This window comes from Nitratiruptor sp. YY08-26, assembly GCF_016593215.1.
GTDB classification, from domain to species: Bacteria; Campylobacterota; Campylobacteria; order Campylobacterales; family Nitratiruptoraceae; genus Nitratiruptor; species Nitratiruptor tergarcus.
In genome coordinates this window covers 1,357,374-1,376,993 of sequence record NZ_AP023063.1, presented here as the reverse complement: position 1 = coordinate 1,376,993, position 19,620 = coordinate 1,357,374, and the positions used below count along the sequence as shown (strand labels likewise).

At 37.7% G+C, this 19,620-nt stretch carries 27 protein-coding genes; 15 read left to right on the top strand and 12 right to left on the bottom strand.

What is annotated here, in order from left to right; genetic code table 11:
- Window positions 1-19: 19 nt before the first annotated feature.
- From greA to JG738_RS07450, 3 genes are read left to right on the top strand one after another with little or no spacing between them, the layout of a single operon-like run.
- Window positions 20-511, top strand: coding sequence for a transcription elongation factor GreA (gene greA, locus JG738_RS07460; RefSeq protein ID WP_201337281.1), 492 nt, complete (start codon window positions 20-22; stop codon window positions 509-511).
- Window positions 512-513: 2 nt separating this feature from the next.
- Window positions 514-1,524 carry an N-acetyl-gamma-glutamyl-phosphate reductase gene (gene argC, locus JG738_RS07455; protein WP_201337280.1) on the top strand — a complete coding sequence of 337 codons (1,011 nt, stop codon included), beginning with the start codon at window positions 514-516 and terminating at the stop codon, window positions 1,522-1,524.
- Window positions 1,484-2,194: a UDP-2,3-diacylglucosamine diphosphatase gene (locus JG738_RS07450; RefSeq protein WP_201337279.1), complete on the top strand. Its 711-nt coding sequence runs from the start codon at window positions 1,484-1,486 to the stop codon at window positions 2,192-2,194. Before argC ends, JG738_RS07450 begins: the two co-directional genes overlap by 41 nt.
- Here JG738_RS07450 and JG738_RS07445 read toward each other — a convergent pair.
- Together JG738_RS07445 and JG738_RS07440 are read right to left on the bottom strand one after the other, a co-directional pair.
- Window positions 2,175-3,062, bottom strand: a complete 888-nt coding sequence (locus tag JG738_RS07445) for a hypothetical protein (protein ID WP_201337278.1) — start codon at window positions 3,060-3,062, stop codon at window positions 2,175-2,177. The genes JG738_RS07450 and JG738_RS07445 overlap by 20 nt on opposite strands.
- Entirely contained in the window at window positions 3,046-3,957 is a 912-nt protein-coding gene (locus JG738_RS07440) for a methylenetetrahydrofolate reductase (RefSeq protein WP_201337277.1), read from the bottom strand. Before JG738_RS07440 ends, JG738_RS07445 begins: the two co-directional genes overlap by 17 nt.
- Window positions 3,958-4,019: 62 nt before the next feature.
- Between JG738_RS07440 and serB the strand changes: the two genes are divergently transcribed.
- From serB to JG738_RS07425, 3 genes are read left to right on the top strand one after another with little or no spacing between them, the layout of a single operon-like run.
- A complete protein-coding gene (serB, locus tag JG738_RS07435) occupies window positions 4,020-4,643 on the top strand; it encodes a phosphoserine phosphatase SerB (RefSeq protein WP_201337276.1) in 624 nt (207 codons plus the stop codon).
- A 12-nt stretch (window positions 4,644-4,655) separates the two neighbouring features.
- Window positions 4,656-5,174, top strand: coding sequence for a YbhB/YbcL family Raf kinase inhibitor-like protein (locus JG738_RS07430; RefSeq protein ID WP_236583140.1), 519 nt, complete (start codon window positions 4,656-4,658; stop codon window positions 5,172-5,174).
- Window positions 5,164-5,895 (top strand): DUF72 domain-containing protein, encoded by a 732-nt coding sequence (locus tag JG738_RS07425; protein WP_201337275.1) that lies wholly within the window; start codon window positions 5,164-5,166, stop codon window positions 5,893-5,895. Before JG738_RS07430 ends, JG738_RS07425 begins: the two co-directional genes overlap by 11 nt.
- Here the strand turns inward: JG738_RS07425 and JG738_RS07420 are convergent.
- Both JG738_RS07420 and JG738_RS07415 read right to left on the bottom strand, forming a co-directional pair.
- Window positions 5,872-6,453 carry a class I SAM-dependent methyltransferase gene (locus tag JG738_RS07420; protein WP_201337274.1) on the bottom strand — a complete coding sequence of 194 codons (582 nt, stop codon included), beginning with the start codon at window positions 6,451-6,453 and terminating at the stop codon, window positions 5,872-5,874. The two genes, JG738_RS07425 and JG738_RS07420, sit on opposite strands and share 24 nt — an antisense overlap.
- Complete coding sequence (locus JG738_RS07415; RefSeq protein ID WP_201337273.1) at window positions 6,446-6,676, bottom strand: hypothetical protein; 231 nt, start codon at window positions 6,674-6,676, stop codon at window positions 6,446-6,448. Before JG738_RS07415 ends, JG738_RS07420 begins: the two co-directional genes overlap by 8 nt.
- 137 nt (window positions 6,677-6,813) lie before the next feature.
- Here JG738_RS07415 and JG738_RS07410 point away from each other — a divergent pair, with 137 nt between their 5' ends.
- From JG738_RS07410 to JG738_RS07400, 3 genes are read left to right on the top strand one after another with little or no spacing between them, the layout of a single operon-like run.
- Window positions 6,814-7,032, top strand: a complete 219-nt coding sequence (locus JG738_RS07410; RefSeq protein ID WP_201337272.1) for an OadG family protein — start codon at window positions 6,814-6,816, stop codon at window positions 7,030-7,032.
- Window positions 7,033-7,044: 12 nt separating this feature from the next.
- Entirely contained in the window at window positions 7,045-8,847 is a 1,803-nt protein-coding gene (locus JG738_RS07405) for a biotin/lipoyl-containing protein (RefSeq protein ID WP_201337271.1), read from the top strand.
- Between the two features lie 4 nt (window positions 8,848-8,851).
- Window positions 8,852-10,171: a sodium ion-translocating decarboxylase subunit beta gene (locus tag JG738_RS07400; RefSeq protein ID WP_201337270.1), complete on the top strand. Its 1,320-nt coding sequence runs from the start codon at window positions 8,852-8,854 to the stop codon at window positions 10,169-10,171.
- Window positions 10,172-10,176: 5 nt separating this feature from the next.
- Here JG738_RS07400 and JG738_RS07395 read toward each other — a convergent pair whose 3' ends face one another.
- The gene (locus tag JG738_RS07395; protein ID WP_201337269.1) at window positions 10,177-10,524 is read right to left on the bottom strand and encodes a hypothetical protein; all 348 of its coding nucleotides are present in this window, start codon (window positions 10,522-10,524) and stop codon (window positions 10,177-10,179) included.
- A gap of 47 nt (window positions 10,525-10,571) precedes the next feature.
- Here JG738_RS07395 and JG738_RS07390 point away from each other — a divergent pair, with 47 nt between their 5' ends.
- From JG738_RS07390 to JG738_RS07370, 5 genes are all read left to right on the top strand, one after another.
- Window positions 10,572-11,027, top strand: a complete 456-nt coding sequence (locus JG738_RS07390; RefSeq protein ID WP_201337268.1) for an iron-sulfur cluster assembly scaffold protein — start codon at window positions 10,572-10,574, stop codon at window positions 11,025-11,027.
- Complete coding sequence (locus JG738_RS07385; RefSeq protein ID WP_201337267.1) at window positions 11,024-11,833, top strand: hypothetical protein; 810 nt, start codon at window positions 11,024-11,026, stop codon at window positions 11,831-11,833. Before JG738_RS07390 ends, JG738_RS07385 begins: the two co-directional genes overlap by 4 nt.
- A gap of 37 nt (window positions 11,834-11,870) precedes the next feature.
- On the top strand, window positions 11,871-12,134 hold the full coding sequence (locus JG738_RS07380) for a hypothetical protein (protein ID WP_201337266.1): 264 nt from the start codon (window positions 11,871-11,873) through the stop codon (window positions 12,132-12,134).
- Entirely contained in the window at window positions 12,131-12,904 is a 774-nt protein-coding gene (locus tag JG738_RS07375) for a hypothetical protein (RefSeq protein ID WP_201337265.1), read from the top strand. The genes JG738_RS07380 and JG738_RS07375 overlap by 4 nt, the downstream gene beginning before the upstream one ends.
- Window positions 12,905-12,991: 87 nt before the next feature.
- On the top strand, window positions 12,992-14,218 hold the full coding sequence (locus JG738_RS07370) for a hypothetical protein (protein WP_201337264.1): 1,227 nt from the start codon (window positions 12,992-12,994) through the stop codon (window positions 14,216-14,218).
- Here JG738_RS07370 and JG738_RS07365 read toward each other — a convergent pair.
- From JG738_RS07365 to JG738_RS07340, 6 genes are read right to left on the bottom strand one after another with little or no spacing between them, the layout of a single operon-like run.
- Window positions 14,215-14,976: an alpha/beta hydrolase gene (locus tag JG738_RS07365; protein WP_201337263.1), complete on the bottom strand. Its 762-nt coding sequence runs from the start codon at window positions 14,974-14,976 to the stop codon at window positions 14,215-14,217. The two genes, JG738_RS07370 and JG738_RS07365, sit on opposite strands and share 4 nt — an antisense overlap.
- Entirely contained in the window at window positions 14,973-16,121 is a 1,149-nt protein-coding gene (gene nspC / locus JG738_RS07360; protein WP_201337262.1) for a carboxynorspermidine decarboxylase, read from the bottom strand. Before nspC ends, JG738_RS07365 begins: the two co-directional genes overlap by 4 nt.
- Window positions 16,108-16,887: a DUF4197 domain-containing protein gene (locus tag JG738_RS07355; RefSeq protein WP_201337261.1), complete on the bottom strand. Its 780-nt coding sequence runs from the start codon at window positions 16,885-16,887 to the stop codon at window positions 16,108-16,110. Before JG738_RS07355 ends, nspC begins: the two co-directional genes overlap by 14 nt.
- The gene (locus JG738_RS07350; protein WP_201337260.1) at window positions 16,884-18,098 is read right to left on the bottom strand and encodes a saccharopine dehydrogenase family protein; all 1,215 of its coding nucleotides are present in this window, start codon (window positions 18,096-18,098) and stop codon (window positions 16,884-16,886) included. The genes JG738_RS07355 and JG738_RS07350 overlap by 4 nt, the downstream gene beginning before the upstream one ends.
- Before the next feature lie 43 nt (window positions 18,099-18,141).
- Window positions 18,142-18,315: a hypothetical protein gene (locus JG738_RS07345; RefSeq protein ID WP_201337259.1), complete on the bottom strand. Its 174-nt coding sequence runs from the start codon at window positions 18,313-18,315 to the stop codon at window positions 18,142-18,144.
- Complete coding sequence (locus JG738_RS07340; RefSeq protein WP_201337258.1) at window positions 18,312-18,755, bottom strand: c-type cytochrome; 444 nt, start codon at window positions 18,753-18,755, stop codon at window positions 18,312-18,314. The genes JG738_RS07345 and JG738_RS07340 overlap by 4 nt, the downstream gene beginning before the upstream one ends.
- Before the next feature lie 80 nt (window positions 18,756-18,835).
- Here JG738_RS07340 and trxC point away from each other — a divergent pair, with 80 nt between their 5' ends.
- The gene (gene trxC, locus JG738_RS07335; RefSeq protein ID WP_201337257.1) at window positions 18,836-19,264 is read left to right on the top strand and encodes a thioredoxin TrxC; all 429 of its coding nucleotides are present in this window, start codon (window positions 18,836-18,838) and stop codon (window positions 19,262-19,264) included.
- Window positions 19,265-19,285: 21 nt separating this feature from the next.
- On the opposite strand, the gene JG738_RS07330 is transcribed toward trxC, so the two are convergent.
- The gene (locus JG738_RS07330; protein ID WP_084276365.1) at window positions 19,286-19,585 is read right to left on the bottom strand and encodes a c-type cytochrome; all 300 of its coding nucleotides are present in this window, start codon (window positions 19,583-19,585) and stop codon (window positions 19,286-19,288) included.
- Window positions 19,586-19,620 lie beyond the last annotated feature (35 nt).

The window sequence follows — 19,620 nt, the reverse complement described above, 5'->3', positions numbered from 1 at the left end:
GCAAAAAAGGGACTTGCGCATGGAAAATAAAGAGCCTATGACAGAGCATGGGTATAAAAAATTGCAAAAAGAGTTTGAAGCACTCAAAGAAGAGAGACCATGCGTGGTAGAAGAGATAGAAAGAGCAAAAGAGCATGGAGATTTAAGAGAGAATGCTGAGTATCATGCAGCAAAAGAGCGCTTAGCTTTTATAGATGCAAGACTAACTGAACTCTCAGACTTGCTTGCTAGAGCCCAAGTAATCGATCCAAGCAAGCTTCCTCATACAAAAGTTGGATTTGGATCTACTGTGAAGCTCTTAGATATCGAAGAGGATGAAGAGATAGAGTATACAATAGTGGGATCAACTGAGAGCGATCCAGAGCATGGCCTCATCTCATACAATACTCCTCTTGCAAGGCAACTTCTTGGTAAAGAGGAGGGTGATGAGATTACTGTGAAACTGCCAAAGGGCGAGATCGATTTTGAAGTGCTTGAAGTTTTTTATAAACCAATAGAGTTTAGGGATTGAGTGTGCAGTATAATGTAGCAGTAGTGGGTGCTGGAGGATATACAGGGGTTGAGCTAATAAAGATATTACTCGATCACCCCCATTTCAATCTTGCATATCTCTCTAGCAGCCAAGGGGGTGAAGAGATAAGTGATCTCTATCCAGCATTAAAGGGTGTTTTTTCTTATAAACTCAAAAAAACAGATGTAAAAGAGATTGCTGATACTTGTGATCTTGCATTTCTAGCTCTTCCTCACAAAAGTGCAATGGAGGTTGCCAAACCTCTCTTAGACCTTGGTGTAAAAGTAGTTGATCTCTCAGCTGATTATAGATTGCGTTTAGAAAATTATGAGACCTTTTATACGCACCATAGCGATAATGAGCATCTTAAAGAAGCTGTGTATGGTCTTGTTGAGATTTACAAAGATGAGATCCAAAAAGCGCGCCTTATAGCAAATCCTGGCTGTTATCCTACAGCTACACTTTTGGCTCTCATACCATTTTTACCTTATATTGAGAGTAAACATCCTCTTATAATTGATGCAAAAAGTGGTGTGAGTGGGGCAGGAAAAAAATGCAGCCAAAAGACACACTATGTAAGCATAAATGAGAATATTTTTGCCTACAACCCTCTCAAGCATCGCCACGCAATTGAGATAAAAGAGAAGTTGGAATTGCTTGGCAAAGAGATCTACCATATTAATTTTGTCCCACATCTACTACCTCTTACACGTGGAATGCTTGTAAGTATCTATGCACAGCTTCAAACAGCTATCGATCCACTGGAAGTTTTGGAAGACTTTTATGCAAATGAGGAGTTCATACGTATTAAAAGAGAGCCTGTAGATGTCAAATCTGTTGCTGGGACGCACTTTTGTGATATTTATGCGCAAAAGCATGGAAATACCATTTTTATTAGCAGTGCTATTGATAATCTTTTACGTGGAGCAAGTTCACAAGCTGTTGCTAATGCTAATTTAATGATGGGACTTGATGCATCAATTGCAATGCCAAAAATCGCCGCTATCCCTTAAAGAGGGGGCGATTTTTATCACCGATGCCCACTATCATCCAGGATTGCGTGAAGAGTTATTAAGATTTTTAGAATGGGTAGATGCTCCACAAATCTTTTTTATGGGAGATATTTTTGACCTTCTTGTAGGAAAAGTCACCTTTACCAAACAGAGTAACAAAAAAGCTATCGATCTGCTGCAAAAGCTTTCACAAAAAACGCAATGCTTCTATCTTGAAGGAAACCACGATTTTTTATTACACGATCTTTTCCCTCAAATGCAAGTTTTTAGCCGCTACAATCAGCCAGTAATGTGTCAAGCGGGGCAAAAGAATATAGCACTTGCTCATGGAGATATATACATAGGCGGCTTATATAAGTTCTATATCGATTTGCTTCATAAAAATGCTGTAATTACTACTTTAAATCTCATGGATATCAAAGGATGGATAAGTAAAAAGATCCAAAAGTATAACGGGGGTAAAAATCTTTGCAAAGAGATAGCAGATTTTGAAAATATTGCATTGCAGCGTTTGCAGCACTACGATGCAGATATTGTCATAGAAGGCCATTTTCATCAGCGAAAAATTTTTACTTTTGGAGAGCAAAAGTATATTAATCTTCCTTCATTTGGTTGCTCTTTAGAGTTTTTACGTTATGAAAGAGATGAGTTTAGTTTTTCTCGAATGTAATCCCGATCTTAAATGTCACTCTCCAGCTTGGATCAAAACTATTTTCTCTGCGCCACAATACTGCTGGTCCTATTTGGTAAAAAAGCCATTTGCGATAGAAGGTGTCTTGAAAATCGAATCCTAAGTAATAGTAGTTGATTTTGTAACTCTCTTCATTGTTTGCATAAAAAAAACATTCAGCTCTTGGTATCAAAAGGCTCCTCTCTCCAAAAGAGTGGTATATTTTAAGAGCATGTGTAACTTGATGTTCACCTACAGGACGCTCTTCGTAGCGATAGCTGTTTTCGAAAGAGAAAAGTTCATAATTGTTGCGTTTGTATTGAAAGTTTGCGAACAATTTATTGTCTATATGTCGGTGGAGAAAGTAGCGCAATTCGTTACCATAGTAGATCCAAGCATGTTTGAAATAGTGGGTACGCTCCCAGCCCAATGCAATGAAGGGATCGGGTGTGATTTTATGGAAGCGAATTCCTGCTCGATAGCGTATATTACCTTTGCTCATATATTGTAGACCAAAAAGAAAAGAGGTATTGCGGATAGAGTCTTCAATATTTTGTCCACTCACTTCATCTACAGAGTTTTGCTTTTTAAAATCTTGAATGAAGAGATGGAGACGCTTTTGTGTGCGAGGAAATTCAAGATTGGCACGCATATTGAATTTAAACTGCGGCGTCTGCTTGGTCTCAATAATTGTATCGATAGAAGAGCGTATTGAAAAATTTTGCTTGACACTTTCATTGGAATCACTCATATAAATATCGAGGAGGCGTAATTTTTCACTAATCCATTCGTTGATATTTTTATAGTCAAGATCGAGATTAATTGCCCAAAGGGGGACCACAAGTAAGAGGCTAAGAAAGTATCGCATGAGCTAAATCGAACCTGTTTGCAGTCATAATATGTACTTTGGGATGGAGAGCCATTATATTGGTAAAGAGCTCTTTGCTCAGAGCAAATCCTACTTCATACTCTTTCTCTTCTCCATCTTTATGTGCTTTGTAGAGTTCATCGATCCAGCTTCTAGGTACATTGATACCAGGAACATGAGATGCAAGAAATTGTGCAGTTTTGAGTCGTGTGATAGGGAAAAATCCTACAATAAGTTCTGACTTAGCTCTTTCGTTTTCAAAGTTGTTTCTAGCCTCTTCAAAAAGTGCTAAAAGGTTTTTGAGATTTTCTATATCGAAAACTGGTTGTGTGATTACTCCAACTGCACCATGCTCTATTTTCTTTTTGAATTTTTTCAAGAGTGTGTTGGGATTTTTGGCATAGGCGTTACTTACAGCAAAAGGGTAGATGCGCTTTGGTTTGATTTTAAATTCTTTACCAGCATAATCGATACCAGCATTGAAAAAGCGAATGATATCCAAAAGAAGCGTACTATCACCTTCAAAGCACCCTTTAGTATTTGGCTGATCGCTTATTTTTGCCGGGTCTCCTGTAAGAGCCAAAATCGCTCTAATATCAAAATCGTTAGCTCCTAGAAGATCTGATTGCAGTGCGATTTTATTGCGATCGCGCATACTCATAGTGGCAATAACAGGTTTGTTGAAACGTTGTTGTAGTTTAATTGCAGCGAGAATAGCATTATATTTCAGTTTTGCCAATGGATTATCGGTAGTGGTAAAAGCATCTACCTTCTTATAAAGAGCAAGCTCATCCAGTTTTGAGAGGATATTGTTGATTGTAGGTAAATGGCCTGGAGTAGTCTCTAAAGTGATGTATGTTCCGCTACGCAGTTTTTCAATAAGCTCTTCAAACATCCTGTGCCTTTTTGCCTAATTTTAATGAAAAGTTGGTTAAACTTCGGTAAAAAAGGAGAAGAATGAAGCTCTTTGTTTTCGATTTTGACTCTACATTGATGGATGGTGAGACAATAGATTTTTTGGCTGGAGCTTTAGGGCTGAAGGAAAAAGTAGCTGAGATCACAGAGATGGCAATGCGAGGGGAACTCGATTTTTTTGAGAGTCTCATAACTCGCGTTAAACTTCTTGAAGGATTGGAAGAGAAAAAGGTGAATGAGATTTGCCACAATCTCCCCTTTATGCCAGGAGCCAAGGAGACAATAGAAGAGCTTAAAAAACTTGGCTACAAAGTAGTGGTATTTAGTGGCGGATTTCGCAATGCTACAAGTCATGCAAAAGATGTTTTAGAGCTTGATGCAGACTTTAGCAATATTTTACATGCCAAAAATGGCCGTCTTACCGGTTTGGTTGGTGGAGATATGATGTTTGATTTTAGCAAAGGTGATATGCTCCAAAGATTGCAAAAACTTTTAGGAGTATCCCAAGAAAACACAGCAGTTGCTGGTGATGGTGCAAACGATCGTAGTATGTTTGCATATGCAAAAACAAAAATTGCCTTTTGTGCAAAGGATATCCTCAAAAAAGAAGCAAATGTGGTTATAGAGAAGAAGGATTTAAGAGAGATTTTAGAGTATGTGTCATAAAATGGATGCATTATGAAGGTTGTAGCTTTAATCTTGACTCTTCTTCTTACACTCTATAGCTCAACAAAGGAGCATGCAATGCAACTTCTCTCACCAGCATTTGAAAACGGGAAACTTATCCCTGTAAAATATACCTGTGATGGAGAGGATATCTCTATTCCTCTTATCTTTCAAGATGTGCCATCTGAGGCTAAAAGTATAGCTATTATTATGGATGATCCGGATGCACCAATGGGTGTGTTTGTGCACTGGGTGATTTATGATATCCCAACAAATCTCCAAGGATTGCCTGAAGGAGTACCAAACTATCCAGAGCTTGAATATGGAATCAAACAGGGGCGTAACGATTTTGGAAAAATAGGATATGGAGGACCTTGCCCTCCAAATGGAGCGCACCGGTATTTTATCAAAGCCTATGCACTTTCAAAAGTATTAGGTGTGCAACCAGGACTTACAAAGCAGGAGCTACTTGAACTCATAAAACCATATATTCTTGATGAAGCGGTTTTGATGGGAATATATGAGCGCTAAAGCCTATATTGGCACTAGCGGATTTTATTATGAACATTGGAAAGGGATCTTCTATCCTCAAGATCTGCCAAAAAAAGAGTATCTTCGCTACTATATGGAGCACTTTAATACAGTGGAGATGAATGCTACTTTTTACCATCTTCCAAAAGCAAAGACAATTGAGCACTGGCTGCAAGTTGCAAAAGAGGGGTTTTACTATTGTATCAAAGCCTATAGAGGCATAACCCATTATAAAAAGCTCAAAGACGCTAAAGATGAGATCTATCGTTTTTTACATCTTATCAAGCCTTTGAAACCTCATCTTGGAGTAATACTCTTTCAGTTGCCTCCCTCTTTACATAAAGATTTAGATCTTCTGGCCTCTTTTTTGCATATATTGCCGCCTTCCTATCGCTATGCAATCGAGTTTCGCCACAATAGTTGGTATGAAGAGGATATTTATGAGCTGCTTCGTAGATACAATGTTGCATTTTGTATCCACGATTTTGGCAAAAAGAGTACACCAATGCAAAAAACAGCAAATTTTGTCTACATAAGGCTTCATGGAACCAACGGGAGATATGTAGGCTCCTATGATGATGAAACACTTTTAGAGTGGGCAAAGAGGATTGAAGGGTTTTTGCAAACAAACAGTGATGTATTTGCCTATTTTAACAATGATTTTGGAGGAGATGCTGTAAAGGATGCAAAAAGGCTACTATCCTTTTTGCATGCAGAGTAGAAAGACATCAAAATTTTTATGTTTTTCGATGGTATGGACAATTTTTTGGCACACTTGTGTGAACCCTTGTTTTTCAAACTCTTTTGCTAAAGTCTCAACATCAAAACCAAAATGGTGTACTTCGCTATTATCACTATGAAAAGACCCATCCTCTTTGACAAGATCTGCTACACATATTATGCCGCCAGGTTGTAGTTTTTTACGGAGTTTTTCTATTATTGCATCGATATCTTTGATATGATGGAAAGTCATAGAGCTAACGATAAGATCGAATTTTTTTTCAATTTCATCAATATCTTTGCAAAATGCTTTGATAGCAGGGGTTGTAGATTTTGCGTTGAACATCTCTACCATTTTTGGTGAGGTATCGATACCAGTTATTGAGTCGGCAATATTAGTTAATTCATAGCTAACTAACCCCGTTCCACAGCCAAAATCAAGGATTTTGAGATTCTTTTCATTGATACAAGATTTTACAGCATTAGCTACCTTTTTGGCTGTCTGAACACGTCTATCATTTTTGTCCCACTCTTGGGCCCTTTTGTCAAAACTACTCACCCTTTAGTCCTAAACAGTTTATAGCAATACCCCGAATCTTTCTTGCTTGGTAATCGAGGGCAAACCATCTGTCAAATACCTCATTTGCTGGAATAGACTTTGCTTGTGAAAAATCAAGCTGACCATTTTCATCTTTTGGAATAAATTGCTCTAAAAAATCATACATTTCAAGACGCATCTTCTCATATGCCTTAAACTCTTTCATAGCTTGTTCTTTATCCACTCTCACTCCTTTGGTTCTTTAAAATTGTACAAGAATTGTAACAAAAGCAAATGAAAAAGAGATCCACATTATAATTATAAGCTTTTGTAAGCTTCATTGTAATAAAATTATTCAAATCCAAATTATATGGAGTAGCTATGATACTTGAGGCTGTAAAGTATATGATCCTAGGTATGGGGGTTGTGTATCTATTTTTGATGTTGATGGTTTGGGTACTGAATTGGCAACATAAGCTACTGCTAAAGTACTTTCCTGAGAGCTTTCAAAAACCGGAGGAAAAAACTACTTCTAAACGGGAAAAACTCAAAAAAGTAGCTGCGATAACTGCTGCTCTACATCACATGAAAAACTCATAAAAAGAGGGGAACATGGCAAAAAAGAAAAAGTATATCGATGTAATGGACACCACCTTTCGAGATGGATTTCAATCTGTCTTTGGTGGACGGGTGTTGATGAAAGATTTCTTGCCAGCACTCGATGCGGCAAAAGAGGTGGGTATTACCCATTTTGAATTTGGTGGAGGAGCGCGATTTCAAAGTCTCTTTTTCTATCTACGCGAAAATGCATTTGATATGATGGATGCATTTAGAGAAAAAGTTGGTCCTGAAGCAAATTTGCAAATTTTAGCACGTGGTATCAATACAGTGATGCTCGATACTGGAAGTCGAGAGCTTATTGATCTTTTTGCAAAGATGTTTGCAAAGCATGGGACCACAACTGTAAGAAACTTTGATGCACTCAATGATGTGGACAATCTTGAATACTCTGCACAATGCATCAAAAAGTATGGAATGAAGCATGAAGCGGTCATTACTATTATGGATCTTCCTCCAGGCTGCAGTGGTGCACATACGCCAGAGTTTTATGAAAAGAAATTGCGAGAGATTTTAGATAGAGGCATTGAGTTTGATAGCCTCGCATTTAAGGATGCAAGCGGGACAAGTAGTCCTGAAAAGGTGTATCAGACTATCAAAATGGCACGCAAGCTTTTAGGTGATGATGTGCATATTCGCCTTCATACCCATGAGACTGCAGGAGTGAGTGTAGCATGTTATTTAGCGGCACTCGAAGCTGGCGTTGATGGAATTGACTTAGCAGCTGCACCGGTGAGTGGTGGTACGAGTCAGCCAGATATTATTACGATGCTCCATGCTGTTAAAGGCAAGCCATACGACCTTGGTGGCCTTGATATGGAAAAAGTACTTGATTATGAAGAGACTTTAAAAGAGTGCCTTGCTGACTACTTTATTCCACCTGAAGCTACGCAGGTAAGCCCGCTTATTCCATTCTCTCCTATGCCTGGTGGTGCCCTTACAGCCAATACGCAGATGATGCGAGACAATAAAATCTTGCATAAGTATCCAGAGGTAATCAAAGCGATGCGAGAAGTGGTTGAAAAGGGTGGATTTGGAACGAGTGTGACGCCTGTGAGCCAATTTTACTGGCAGCAAGCTTTTAATAATGTGATGTTTGGTCCATGGAAAAAAATTGCTCCAGGATATGGTCGCATGGTATTAGGATATTTTGGAAAAACTCCAGTTGCTCCAGATCCGGATGTGGTTAAACTAGCAAGCGAGCAGTTAGGACTTGAGCCAACTACAGAAAATCCACTTGATATTGCAGATCGAGATGAGACAAAATCTATTGCGTATTGGAAGAAAAAACTAGAAGATGAAAATATTGAAACAACGGAAGAGAATATCTTCATAGCCGCAGCATGTGGTGATAAGGGAATCGCATTCTTAAAAGGTGAAAGTCCGTTGATGGTGAGAAAAATTAGTGAAATGGAGGAAGAGAAAGTGGGTAAAACAAGTGGAATCTATACAGTAATCGTTGATGGAGAGAAATTTGTCGTTGAAGTTGCTGAAGGAAATGTTGAGGTAAAACCAGAAGCTGAAGCAAAAAAAGAGGTAGAAATTGTAGAAGAGCAGGCAAGTAAGGGCGAAGCTGCTGGTGGAATGGTTGAGATCAAATCTGCAGTTCCTGGAAATGTATGGAAAATTCTTGTCAACCCAGGTGACAAAGTAAAAGCTGGTGATAAGATTATGATTTTAGAGTCTATGAAGATGGAGATCGACATTCCAGCGCCTCAAGATGGTGTGATAGCGCACATTGCTGTAAAAGTAAATGATACTGTCGAAGAAGGCCAAGTGTTGGCTACAATGGAGTAGGGCTATGAAAAAAAGATTACTTACCTTTTTTCTGGCACTCTCTTTCTTTCTCATTCCATTAGGTGCCTTAGCAACAGTCAATTATATGGCATCGAATGAGACACATAAAGAGGTGCAAACAGAAAATAAGAGCTTTGGCTCCTTGCTTCTCAATTTCTATAAACAGACAGGGATCTATGCATTTTTAAGCCCAAAAGAGGGTGTGAAAAACGCCAAGGGCGATGAAATAAGCAAATTTCAGCAAAGTTTCGGCCGCCTCATTATGATAGCCATCTGTTTTGTACTTTTCTATTTGGCAATTGCTAAAGGGTTTGAGCCTTTACTTCTCATTCCTATTGGTTTTGGTGGCCTTTTGGCAAATATCCCTCTTGCCAACATTATTGGTGATGGTGGATTTATAGGAGAGCTTTTTAAAGCAGGAATTGCCAATGAGCTCTTTCCGATCCTCATCTTCATGGGTGTTGGAGCGATGACCGATTTTGGGCCACTCCTTGCCAATCCTAAAACTGCACTTTTAGGTGCAGCTGCACAGTTTGGAATCTTTGGAACGCTTGTTGGCGCAGTGGCACTGAGTCAGTTTGGTATATTTGATTTTAGTATGCAAGATGCAGCGGCAATTTCAATTATTGGTGGAGCTGATGGTCCTACTACCATCTTTATAGCAAGTAAGTTAGCTCCAGATCTCCTTGGTGCAATGGCAGTTGCAGCGTACAGCTACATGGCGTTGGTACCAGTGATCCAGCCACCAATTATGAGAGCTCTTACAAGTGAAGAAGAGCGGAAAATTAGGATGACTACAAGAAGGCAAGTGAGTAAACTAGAGAAGATGATGTTTCCACTCACAGTGCTTGTACTTACTATTTTAATCTTGCCAGAGTCTTCTCCACTTATTGGCGCTCTTACTTTTGGAAACTTTGTGCGAGAGTCTGGTGTAGTTGAGAGACTCTCAAAAACATTGCAAAATGAACTTATCAATATTGTTACTATCTTTTTGGGACTCGCTGTAGGTAGTAAGCTAGCTGCAGAATACTTTTTGGTTCCTGAAACCCTTGGTATATTACTCCTTGGTCTTGTAGCATTCTCTATCGGTACTGCTGCAGGGGTTATTATGGGTAAAATCATGAACAAAATGTCAAAAGAGCCAATCAATCCACTTATTGGTGCTGCAGGCGTGAGTGCTGTGCCAATGGCAGCACGTGTTGCAAATAGAGTGGGAATGGAAAGCGATCCAACAAATGTTCTTTTGATGCATGCAATGGGTCCAAATGTGGCTGGAGTTATTGGTTCAGCGGTGGCTGCGGGGGTACTTCTATCAATCTTCTAAGAGGCTTATGCCTCTTGCCAATCTTTTTTGTACTTTTCTTTGTTGAAGCTCTTTTTTCGTTTGAGCTTTCTCAGCAAATTTGCCTCTTTTAAAACATCTTCTTTGAGCTCCTCGGGAGTTTTTTCACTCTTTGCGATATTTGCATTTTTCTCTACAAACTTTTCTAGGGCTTTGAGATATTCGCTACTAAGATAGGTCTTCTCAATCGATTCAAGAGGCTTGAAGATTTTATCGATAAAAAGCGTAATTTCACTTTTTGTTGGTTCATTTTTATTGAAAAAGTCTACTATACGATTAACAAAGCGCTCGAGTTCTCGAATATATTTTACTCGCAAGAGTTTCTCTTTTTTCACTTTACTCCTTTGGGTATAATTATCTCAATTGTAACAAAAGGAGCATTATGGAACAAACAAATATCCCCATTGATCCAAAATATTTAGAATTGATGTTAAATCCTACAAATTATGGTGAGATGAAAGAGTTTGATGCAAAAGGATATGGGAAAAATAGCCAAACCGGAGAGATGGTTGTAATCTATCTAAAAATAGATCCTGTTAGTCAGATCATTACTGATATCAAGTGGCAAACCAATGGCTGTGGGACAACACTTGTAAGTGGAGCTCTCTTTAGCGAAGAGTATAAAGGGAAAACGCTTCAAAGTGGTATCGATTTTACTGAAGATGTATTTGAGAAAATTAAAGACAATCCCCCAGAAGATGCAGCATGTGGTGAGGTGGCAGCAAGGGCTTTTATGGCTGCAGTCAAAGACTATGAAGCAAGAAAAAGAGGCGAAGAGAAAGAGCATATTGAGTATGTGACACTCAGTTGTCCTGTACCTGAAGGAGAAGAGAAGTGAGTGAGCTATTTAGAAAAAAACATGTATTGTGGTTAAAAATCTTGTTTGGAGGTTTTAGCCTTCCAAAGGGGGAGTGGTTTGATACATTGCTTGATTTTGCAAATATAGAGTATCGCCATCTCAAATGGCTAGCACTTGAGATTGTAGAAAATGGTGAGGATTTTGACTGGGATAGAGAGCATATAGAACTTGACTTTGAAAACTCTACAGAACTTTTTCAAGAACTCATCAAAGATCTAGAAGCCATACAAAATGAGTATGGTAATACGGCTTTGTTTGAGAGAATCAAAAGTGATGAAAGTTATATGCTTTTTATTTTGAGAAAAATGGTCATACAAGAACCGATAGAGATTCACAGTTTCAAAAGGCATTTAAGCTACAAAAATCTTGATGGAGAAAGTTTGTCGGCATTGGTGCAGTTTCTTTTTGAGGAGATCTATAAAGAGTATGAACTCATCATAACCTATACTTACTCACAGATCCATACGAACCACAAAGAGCTTGCCCTGATTTTTGAAGATTTGATCTATGAATCAATGTACCATTTGAAAACATTTTGTGTGATTGCTGCAAAACTGGGAATTTTAGGAGTACCTAGAGCAGTGATGAAAGATGTATATCGCTTTAGTGATCTCAAGCAGTTTTTGCAAGATGGTATAGAAGAGGAACTTGCGGCAAAAGAGCAGTGCAAGGCACTAAGCAGCGCTATCAAAGATGAGGAGCTAAGTAAATTTTTTGATTTTATCAATAATCAAGAAAATTACCATATTGCGCTTATGCAAAAGGCAGTTACATATATTACTTAACAATAGAGTTACCTAAAAAAGTATATAAAAGCGTATGATGAAAAAGTTGTTATTGACGATTCTATTCTCAGTATCTCTGCTTTCTTATGATGTTAATAGTACAAAAGAGACTAATATATCCAAAAGATTTGATATAGATGCAGAGATTGAAAAGATTATGCAAGCTCCTCTTTCAAAGCGAAGAGAGCTTATGAACGAACTAAAACGAAAGATATATCAGCTCAATATCGATCTACAATCTTCTCAACTTATCAATTTACAGCATATTATTAATACACCTATTCACAGAGGAAAACGATGAAAAAACTGCTTTTTCTTTTTTTCATACTAACTATACTTCTTGCAAATGAGTATCATGATGAGGATCTTGATGGTGTCCCAGATAGATTAGACAGATGCCCGCATACCCCTTTTAGTGATATAGTGGATGAGTATGGATGTAGTATAGAAAGACTCATAAAGCCAAAACAATATGAATGGTATTTAGAGTATATTTATGCAAAAGATAAAGATGTAATAGATTTTAGTGAACATGACTATCTTTTTTATCTTACTCTTTATAAAGGGAGGTTTGATGTTTCAATAACAGCGCTCTATTTTGATAATGCATCTTCTTCTGGTTTTTCTGATACGAATATAAAACTTGAATACCGTTTTACACCTACACCTATGTGGGATCTCTATGTGGGAGTAGGTGTGGACTTGCCTCTTTATAATCAAGAGGGTAATTTTTTTGATTATGATATCTATATCTCTAGTGAATACTACTATCTTGGATATAAGCTTTTTGTTGGCGGTTATTATACATATACACGAGATAAAATCTCTTCACACAGATTGCAAAATCCTTATAGTGCCTATGCAGGTATCGAAATGTATAGCGGAAAATATAGTATAGATTTTGCTTATTTGTATACGAAAAGCAAATTTGGAGCATATAGTAATAGTCTCTATTTGAAATTAGAGCGAAGACTTCATAAAGGTTACTATCTCTATACTACATTTACTAAGGGAATCAATGAAAAAGCTCTTGATTCACTTTTGAGTATCGGTTTTGGTCAACGTTTTTGAGTAACTTTGACCTAACGGATATATAACTTCCAACTAACACCTTTTACGCAATAATTTCAATATCAAATTTCAAAAAAAGGATAAAAGATGAAAAAAGGATTATATATCAGTCTTGTAGTTTCTTCATTGATTACATTTGCCCAGGCTGACAGTATTGAGAGATTTGGTGGTAGTTGGATGGGAATGAGTGAAGCTCAAGAGCATGCAGGAATGATGGAGCATTCTCAAAAAGGTCAATACTCATTTGCAAATGAGAGTTCACAAAGTTCTTCTAACACTGATGCTGCTCATGAAGATGAAGATATGGAAGATGAAGCAAAAAATTTGTATGAGCAATCTACTAGTAGCGCTATGGTACATGGTGATGAAGATAAAGGCGAAAAAGAGCATAATTCTATTCATGAAACAGAAGTTAATGACAATATGAGTTTGTTTAGTTCTTCTAGCTCTGATGCTGCTCATGAAGATGATGATATGGAAAATGAAGCGAAAGGCTTATATGAGCATGCTAAGAGCAATGCTATGGCACATTATAATGAAGAAAAAGAAGATGCAAAAGAGCATCAAGAAAAGTGGGGTCAAAAATTTTCCCATGAAGCTGAGAATGGTGAAAATATGAGTATGCATAAAGGTTTTAATTTAGTAGAGCTTGTTAAAGAGGCAAAAGCTGATGAGGACCAATGGCCAAATGAAGTAAGTAATATGATGCATGAAGTGAGAAAAGCTATAAAATTTTATAAGAAAGAGAATCTCTTTAAAGAGTTTAATATTACTAACATATCTGAACTTGCTAAACCAGAGATGGTGGAAAAGATTCAAGAGCGTATAGAAGAGGCAAGACAGCAGCGTGAAGAGGAGATTAGCCAAAAACTTTTACAAAGAAAGAAGGCAAAAGTTGCTGGAAAGTTTGTACATTATGGCGAAGGACAGTATGATTGGGTTTTTGTTACCAAAAGTGGTGACGTCTGGAAATTAAATGGAGTAAATAAAAATAGTAGTTTTGCTTATCAACATGTTGAAGGTGTAAAAGCCTCTTTTGACGAAGATGGCAAAATAGTTTTTGATACCTCTACAGCGCAAAATGGAGAAATTGCTCAGCAGCTTAGCAGGAAAGAGTTTTCTGGATTTGTATACGCAAAATATAATGACGAAGAAGAAAATGGTTTTGACTGGATTGTAGTTGTTAATGGAAAAGCTTACAAACTTGAAGGATATGATGAAGAGAGCAAAAGCTTCATTTATACTCCAGTAAGCAAAGTAAATGCAAAAGAGCAAGGTGATGAAGTTATTATTTTGCCAGGTACCAATGGCTAAGGGCTCTCCCTTGCCAACTCTGTAACGAACTCTTCAATTGCTTTTTTTGTCTGCTCAAACTGTAAAATATCTCCATGCTGTGCACCTTCGATTGTCACGACTTTTACAAGCTTTTTAATATATGGTTTGAGTTTTGCAAAAGTAACAGGAGGCGTGGTATCGTCATGTTGGGCAAGGATTACATATACAGGCACACTAGCTTGGGAAAGGTATTTATAATTTGGAAATGGATGCCGTAAAAAAAGATGAATAGGGCACCAAGGGTAGCGCAGTTGTGCTAGATGTGTAATTGAATGAAAAGGAGTTATGAGAATAATACCAATAACATCTTTTTGTGTAGAGAGATAACTCGCCACACCAGTACCAAGACTTCTTCCAATGAGAATATTTTTTGATGTTTTATAGTGTTGGTAGACTTTTTTAGCTGCTAAAAAGATTGCTTTTTGTGATGGTTTTCCTTGAGAATTGCCGTATCCAGGATAGTTGAAAGTTATAAGATTGTATGGTAAATGTTTAAAATGGTGTAGAAACTCCAGTGCATTATTGGCATTTCCTCCAAAATAGAATATTGTAATATGACTATTCTTTTCAACTCTTCCTACCTCCAATCCATCAAGAAACGTTACTTTAATCTCTTTATCTAGAGGTATCTCTTTTGGAGCTAAGTCTGTACGGAAGATGATTTTATCTTGAAAGATATAGAGATAGAGACAAAAGAGGATATAGAAAGCTGCAAGAAAAAAAAGAAGGAGCTTCATGACAATCTATGTTTATAGTCGCAGTAATCAAATCTTTTTACAATGTCTAATTGATTATTTTTTCGTAAAATCGCTAAGCTGGGGAGCCTAATGCCATTAAAAGTAGTGTTTTTGACAAAGGTATAGTGAATCATATCCTCGAAAATAATTTTTTGTTCAATCTGCAAAGGTGCATCAAAACTGTAATCCCCAATTATATCTCCTGCAAGGCAACTATTACCCCCAAGACGATAGGTATATTTTTTCTCTCCCGGCTCTCCTGCATAGCGTACTTGCGGACGATAGGGCATGGCTAAAACGTCTGGCATGTGGGCTTCTGCAGATGTATCAAGAATTGCTATATCCATGCCATTGTGAATAATATCAACCACACTTGCAACTAATGGGCCTGTTTGCCATCCTACTGCTTCTCCAGGCTCAAGATAGACTTCAATGTTATAACGCTTTTTAAAATCTTTGATAATTGCTGTGAGCAGTTCTTTGTTGTAATCATCTTTAGTAATATGGTGTCCTCCTCCAAAATTTACCCATTTGCAGCGTGAAATATAGATGTTAAATTTTTCTTCAAAAGCCTCCAAAACTTTTTGGAGAGATTCAGCACTCTCTTCACAAAGTGCATGAAAATGAAGCCCTTCTATGGTGTTGTTCCAGACAAATTCACTTTTTGTAATTCCAAGTCGGCTAAAAGTACCACAAGGATTATAGAGATCTACTGGGGCAGCTGAGTATTCAGGATTGACACGTATACCTATGGAGATATGAGGGTTTGTTTTTTTGACAATCTCTTTATAGCGCTCTAATTGGTTGATAGAGTTAAACACAATATGATCACTCATCTTTGCAATGAGTTCAATTTCATCCTTTTTAAATGCGGGGGAGTAGGTATGTACCTCTTTGCCAAACTCTTCAAAAGCTAGTTTAGCTTCCCAAAGTCCGCTTGCAGTAGCACCATAGAGATACTTCTTTACAAGATCAAAAGTGCTCCACATTGCAAAGCCTTTGAGAGCCAATATTATTTTGGCACCACTGCGTTTTTGCACATCATCAAGTATTTGGAGATTTCTCTCAAGAAGAGCCTCTTCACACACATAACAAGGTGTAGGAATTTGATCAAGTACTTTTTCAATGTTGCTATTTTGGATCACCAAACACCTTTTGCAAAAGTTTCGTACTACGAGCAAGGGGATTAGTGCGAATATTTTTTTCTTGCTGGGCTATCATTGTGTAGAGTCCTTCAAGTGTACGGTTGGTTACATAGCTTGAGAGATCTTTTTCTTTAACTTCACCTGGTGCACTCATCCCTAAAGCTCCAAGGGCTGTTTTGGCATACGCGTTATTTGTGAAATTGCCTACATGTTTGTTGTAGTACTCCATCATAGTTGCATAATACTTCGTAACATTTTCGTTTTCCATATGCTTTTTGATAATAGGTGCAATTTTTTGCGCAAGTTTTTTGCCAGCATGGGTTTTAAAGTAGTTTGTAATTGCATATTGATCACTACTTGTAATTAATCTTTTTGCCTCTTGAACTTTGAGATTTTTGATAGTATCAACTAAAATTGATGCGGTCTCGGGTACTGCTTCTTCAGCAGCTCTATTCATAGAGAGTTCAAACTCATCTACATATTTTCCCATGCCTACTTTACGAAGTGTCTTTGCTACTATTTGCAAATTTTTGGGCACTCCAATTTTTACGAGAGGATTTTTCAAAAAACCATCTTTTTTGCCAAGTGTTGTAACTGCTTTTTTTACACCGATTTTCAATGCTTGCTTGATGGCACTTTGCTCTTCGTTAGTGCTATTTGTTACAGATTTATTGCTTGTATAATCTTTTGCCAAATTGTTTAATGTATCCATAAATCCAGCCTGTACTATCAATGCTATGATAGTAAGAAAAAATAACTTTTTCACTCTACTTCTCTCGTTTCATTGGGCTCCATCTCTAAAACATGCCATGGAAGACCTTGACGATTGAGCTCCTCCATAAATGGATCGGGATCAAACTGCTCCATATTCCATACACCTGGTTGATACCACTTGCGCTCTAACATCATTTTTGCGCCAATCATTGCTGGAACACCTGTAGTGTAACTCACACACTGGCTATAAACCTCTTTGTATGCCTCTTGGTGGTCACAAATATTATAGATGTAGATTTTGCGACGTTTTCCATCTTTTATACCTTCGCACACTACACCGATATTGGTTTTGCCTTTTGTGCGCACTCCAAGACTTGCAGGATCTGGCAGGAGTGCTTTGAGCACATGCAGTGGCACTACTTTACAACCATCTACTTCAATAGGGTCAATGCGTGTCATCCCTACATTATCGAGGACTCTCAAATGTGTAAGATAACTCTCACTAAATGTCATCCAAAAACGGATGCGTTTTAATCCTTTAATGTGCTTAACAAGTGATTCTTCCTCTTCATGGTAGAGCAGATAGCTATCTTTTGGACCAATTTCTGGATAGTCCCACATCATCTTTATTTCCATTGGCTCAGTCTCTATCCATTTGCCATTTTCCCAATATCTTCCTTTGGAATTAACCTCACGGATATTGATTTCAGGATTGAAGTTAGTTGCAAAAGGATAGCCGTGATCTCCAGCATTGCAGTCGAGGATATCGATATATTCTATAGTATCAAAGTAATGTTTTTGGGCATAAGCTACAAATACATTTGTCACACCAGGATCAAATCCACTTCCCAAAAGCCCCATTATACCACGCTCTTTAAATGGCTCATCTAAAGCCCATTGCTGCTTATACTCAAATTTTGCAGTATCTGGATGCTCATAGTTTGCAGTATCAAGATAGTCTACTTTAGTCTCCATACAGGCTTCCATGATTGTGAGATCTTGATAGGGCAGGGCTACATTAATCACGAGATCGGGTTTTACAAGATGGATGAGATCTATAAGTTCATTAACGTTGTCTGCATCAACTCGCGCCACATCTATCTCGCGGTTCCATTTATCTTTAATTTCATTGCGGATCTCTTCACACTTTGATAAAGTTCTGCTTGCGAGTGTAATTTGATGAAAGGTATCAGGATTGAGAGCACATTTGTGCGCTACTACTCTTCCGACTCCACCAGCACCAATGATAAGCACTTTTCCCATTTGGATCCTTTATACTGTTATGTCTATCATGATTATAGGTAATCTACACATAAATATCAATAATATGTTTCTTTGCCTTTCGCTTTTTTCTCTTTTTGTACTGTTCTACTGCTTTACGTTTTTTGCGCCTCTTTTCATTCCATAGGCGAGTAGTTGGAAACTCTAAAGACTTGTAGACTCTATATACCTCTTCTATGGAGAAGTTTTCAGGCATCATTGTTTCCTTTGCAATAGCTCCATACCTGCTAGGGGTTTGCGTGTGAGATCAGGAAAATATCCTTTTTTTCCTTTTCCACCATTACTGTGACATCCAACGCAGTTACCGTAAAAAAGATATTTTCCTTCTATAACCCAATCAGGATGTGAGGGTTTAAATCCTTGGAGGGTAGCAAGAAATGCAGCAATTTTTTTTGCATCTTCTGGAGAGACTGTATGTGCTGGCATGGGACTTGTTGGATAGTTAAAAATGTTTGAGCCGTTATTTATTACATCTTCGATATATTGTTCAAAACAACGAGAGCAGTTTACATCGATCTGTTTTGTATGAGTAAGTACGTGTTCTTTATTCACGAAACTCTTTTTTGTTTCATGCTCTTTGCTCATAAATGCAATGAGAAACAAAATTAGAGGAAGCAATAGTAATATACTTTTTTTCATATCTCCATTATAGCAAAAGTGACTAAAGTTGCACCTATAAATGATTTGGTTTGCTACAATCAAAAGAAAAAGGAGTTTGCATGACAATCAATGTAGTATGTCCAAACTGTTTAGCAATTAACAGAATACCTAAAAAAGATCACTATAACAAAGCTAAATGTGGTAAATGTGGATATAATTTGCTTGATACACATCCTATTGAATTGAATCCAACAAATTTTGAGACTATACTTACCAAAAATGATATTCCTGTTATTGTAGACTTTTGGGCTCCTTGGTGTGGACCTTGCCGTATGATGGCACCAAATTTTGAAGCAGCTGCAAGAGAATTTCCACTCAAAGCATGGTTTGCTAAGCTCAATACTGAAGAGTATCCACAGCTCGCTGCACCTTATGGAATTAGAGGCATTCCTACAATGATTGCTTTTTTACATGGAAAAGAGTTAGATAGAGTCTCAGGAGCATTAAGTGCACCGCAAATTGTGCAGTGGGTACAAAGATTTATATAAAAGGGGCAAGTGCCCCTTTTATTACTGCTTAGAGATGAAATCTGCGATAGCTTCAATATCAGCGTCGCTAAGAGTTGCAACCTGACCTTTCATCAAAGCGCCCATTCCGTGTACATTTCTTGTACCTGCTTTGTAGCCTTTGAGAGCTTCAACAGTCTTTTCTTTTGGCCAACCTTTGATAACTTCAGATTTACCAAGAGCTTTTTTCTCACCATGAGCACCATGGCATCCTGCACACTTTTTATAAAGTGTTGCACCATCAGAAGCCATGAGAGTCATTGCAGTTGCTGCTGCGAGTCCTATAATTGCCAATTTTTTCATACTTTCCTCCTTGATTTAGTTTTATTTTAGTTCTG